Origin of the sequence: Actinomadura sp. CNU-125, assembly GCF_001942465.1 — a bacterium.
Taxonomy (GTDB): Bacteria; Actinomycetota; Actinomycetes; order Streptosporangiales; family Streptosporangiaceae; genus Spirillospora.
Map to the genome: position 1 here is coordinate 1 of NZ_MKJY01000402.1, position 3,496 is coordinate 3,496.

Genomic DNA, 3,496 nt, shown 5'->3' on the forward strand with positions numbered 1-3,496 from the left:
AGGCGGCGGCGCTGCTGGGGGCGGCGGGCCGCCGCCCCGAGGCGGGGCGCGCCGGAGCTGTCCGCCGGGATCGCGCACGCCGCCGCCGGGGACCGTCCGGCGGCGCTGGCCCGGCTGCGCGCCGCCGCCGAGATTTTCGCCGCCGCCGGGATGCGGGACCTGCAGGCCCAGACCGTCCGGGAGCAGCGGCGGCTCGGGGTGCGCGTGCCGGCGCCCCGGTCGGGCACCGGCCCGGGGAAGGGCGCGAAAAGCGGCAGGGGGGCCGGGTCCGGGAAGTCCGCCGGGGACGCGCCGTTCGGGCTGTCTCCGCGCGAGCTGCAGATCGCGGGGCTCGTCGCCGAGGGCTGCAGCAACCAGCAGATCGCCGAGCGGCTGTACCTGAGCGTCCGGACGGTCGAGACGCACCTGACCCGCGTCTTCGCGAAGATCGGCGTGACGTCCCGGGTCGGGGTGGCGACCGCGATGCAGCGTCAGACCTGACCCGTAGAGTCCTGTTTCGACTCTTACATCACGTACGTGGTCTTTGGCCGCACACTTCACGGTGCACGTAAGTACGGGTTCTCCACGATGCCGCGCCGACCTCGGTGTTTGGCAGGGTAGGGGCGTCCGGAGCCGGGAGGACGGCCGCGAAGGAGGTGGACACCCGATGAAGACGATCAACCCCATCGACGCCGACGGGATCGCGCGCTTCACGCGTGCGGGCGTCGCGGACGCCGAGGTGTCCGTGCATCCGTTCGCCACCGCCGACGGGCTCGGCCTGACGCTCACCCGGTTCCGCCGCCCCGGCGCCGTCCGCACCGACACCGACGCCGTCCTGCTGGTGCACGGCCTGACGACGTCCAGCGACATGTTCGTCATGCCCGAGCACGCGAACATCGTGAACGAACTGCACGACGCCGGGTTCGGGGACGTGTGGGCGCTGGACTTCCGGATGAGCGCCCGGTTCCCCTACAACGCCGAGACGCACCGCCACAACCTCGACGACGTCGCCCTCTGGGACCACCCGGCGGCGCTGGCGGAGATGCGCCGCCACATCGGCGCGGACCGCCGCGTCCACGTCGTCACGCACTGCGTCGGTTCGATCACGTTCTCGATGGCGCTGTTCGCCGGGACGGTCACCGGCGTCACCAGCCTGGTGTGCAACAGCGTCTCGCTGACGGTCCGCACGCCGCCGTGGTCGAAGCTGAAGCTCAAGTACGGGCCGCCGCTGATGGAGTACGTCCTCGGCCCGCCCTACATCGATCCCCGGTACGGCAGGTCCCCCGTGCTGACCCGCGGCTGGATGCTCGCCAAGGCCGTCGCGCCGTTCCACCGCGAATGCGACGAACCGGCCTGCCACATGCTGTCGTTCATGTGGGGCGGCGGACGGCCGATCTTCACGCACGACAAGATGTCGCCCGTCACGCACGCCCGGCTGACCGACCTGTTCGGCGCCTGCAACGTCCACTACTACCGGCACATCCACAAGATGGTGGAGGCCGGACGCGCGGTGCGGTACGCCCCGCGCGACCCGCGGCACGCCGGGCTGCCCGTCGACTATCTCGCGGGCGCCGCCGAGGTGACGACGCCGATCCTGTTCCTCACCGGAGACCGCAACAACGTGTTCACCGACTCCAACATCGTCTGCCACCGCACGCTCGAATCGATCGCCCCCGGCGTGCACGAGCTGGAGATCCTCCCCGGTTACGGACACCAGGACCCGTTCATGGGCAAGGAGTCCCACGCCGAGGTGTATCCGCGCGTCCTGGACTTCCTCAAGCGGAAGGCGGGCTGAGCGGCATGGGCGCACGGGGCGCGAACGAGCACGTCGACGCGGTCGTCGTCGGCTCCGGGTTCGGCGGATCGGTCGCGGCGTACCGGCTGGCCGAGGCGGGCGAGTCGGTGGTGCTGCTGGAGCGCGGGCAGCCGTACCCGCCGGGCAGCTTCCCGCGGTCGCCCGCCCAGATGGGCCGGGCGTTCTGGGACCCGGCCGCCGGCCTGTACGGCATGTACGACGTGTGGAGCTTCAAGGGCTGCGACTCGGTGGTGTCGGCGGGCCTCGGCGGCGGGTCCCTGATCTACGCGAACGTCCTGCTGCGCAAGGACGAGCACTGGTTCGTCGACGAGCAGCCGATGCCGGGCGCGGGTACGAGTCGTGGCCGATCTCCCGCGCCGACCTCGACCCGCACTACGACGTCGTCGAGAAGATGATGGGCGCGACGCCGTACCCGCTGGACCGGGCGCCGTTCCACGACACCCCGAAGACGCACGCGATGCAGGACGCCGCGGCGGAGCTCGGGCTGCGCTGCGAGCTGCCCCCGCTGGCGATCAGCTTCGCCGACCGGCCGGGCGGGACGCCGGGCGTCGGCCTGACGATCGCGACCCGGAGTACGGCAACCTGCACGGCGTCCCCCGCCGCACCTGCAAGCTGTGCGGCGAGTGCGACATCGGCTGCAACGAGGGCTCCAAGAACAGCCTCGACCACACCTACCTGTCGGCGGCGGCGCACCACGGCGCCGACATCCGCACCTCCCGCGAGGTGAAGGCGCTGCGGCCCCGTCCCGGCGGCGGCTACGAGGTCGACTACGTCCACCACGACGACCTGGCCCTCAAGCGGAAGGCGCGGCAGCAGCCCGTCCGGACCATCACCTGCGACCGGCTGATCCTGGGCGGGGGCACCTACGGGACGACGCTGCTGCTGCTGAAGTCGCGGACGGCGTTCCCCGGGCTGAGCGGCGCGCTCGGCTCCCGGTTCAGCGGCAACGGCGACCTGCTGACGTTCCTGCTGACGCCCGCGACCGCGAGCGCGTCCGGCCGCTGGACGCCTCCCGCGGGCCGGTGATCACCAGCGCGATCCGGCTGCCGGACGACCTGGACGGCGTCCCCGGCGCGGGCCGCGGCGCCTACATCGAGGAGGGCGGCTACCCGGGGTTCACCGACTGGATCGTGCAGAGCTACGACATGGGCGACGCGGTCGAACGGGCGGTGCGGTTCCTGTGGGACCGGTTCGTCGAGTTCTTCAAGGACGCGCCCGACACGAACCTGTCGAAGGAGATCTCGGACCTGATCGGCGACGGCGCGCTGACCGTCAGCTCGCTGCCGCTGCTCGGGATGGGCCGCGACACCGCCGACGGGCGGCTGCACCTGCGGGACGGGCGCCTCGCCGCCGACTGGACGACCGAGACGAGCGAGGAGCTGTTCACGCGCGTCCGCAAGACCATGCAGGGCATCGCGGACGTGCTGGGCGCCGAATACGCCGACAACCCGATGTGGTTCCGCAAGCGGATCGTCACCGTGCATCCGCTGGGCGGTGCCCCGATGGCCGACCATCCGGGGCGGGGCGTCTGCGACGCCTTCGGGGAGGTCCACGGGTATCCGGGCCTGTACATCGCCGACGGGGCGGCGATGCCGGGCCCGGTCGGCCCCAATCCGTCCCTCACGATCGCCGCGCACGCCGACCGCATGGCGACGCGGCTGCTCGAAGGGACGGGACGCGCGCGTCCGCGCCGGGGGGCGC

5 protein-coding genes are annotated in these 3,496 nt (G+C 72.4%); all 5 read left to right on the forward strand.

All coding sequences use genetic code 11. The features are described 5' to 3' along the window. Positions 1-480: response regulator transcription factor (locus tag BJF79_RS35050; protein WP_143220653.1), on the forward strand; the 480-nt coding region annotated here is incomplete at its 5' end. 166 nt (positions 481-646) lie between these two features. Continuing rightward, entirely contained in the window at positions 647-1,774 is a 1,128-nt protein-coding gene (locus BJF79_RS35055) for an alpha/beta hydrolase (protein WP_075903889.1), read from the forward strand. A 5-nt stretch (positions 1,775-1,779) separates the two neighbouring features. Beyond that, positions 1,780-2,190 carry an FAD-dependent oxidoreductase gene (locus BJF79_RS63105; protein ID WP_262403020.1) on the forward strand — a complete coding sequence of 137 codons (411 nt, stop codon included), beginning with the start codon at positions 1,780-1,782 and terminating at the stop codon, positions 2,188-2,190. Beyond that, positions 2,135-2,821, forward strand: coding sequence for a GMC family oxidoreductase N-terminal domain-containing protein (locus tag BJF79_RS63110; RefSeq protein ID WP_262403021.1), 687 nt, complete (start codon positions 2,135-2,137; stop codon positions 2,819-2,821). The genes BJF79_RS63105 and BJF79_RS63110 overlap by 56 nt, the downstream gene beginning before the upstream one ends. Further along, a partial coding sequence (locus BJF79_RS63115; RefSeq protein ID WP_262403022.1) for a GMC family oxidoreductase occupies positions 2,818-3,496 on the forward strand: 679 nt, incomplete at its 3' end. The genes BJF79_RS63110 and BJF79_RS63115, both read left to right, overlap by 4 nt.

Bases quoted from the DNA above. Each gene is read 5' to 3' on its own strand.
- BJF79_RS35055 (WP_075903889.1), top strand. From the start codon at position 647: ATGAAGACGATCAACCCCATCGACGCCGACGGGATCGCGCGCTTCACG.
- BJF79_RS63105 (WP_262403020.1), top strand. From the start codon at position 1,780: ATGGGCGCACGGGGCGCGAACGAGCACGTCGACGCGGTCGTCGTCGGC.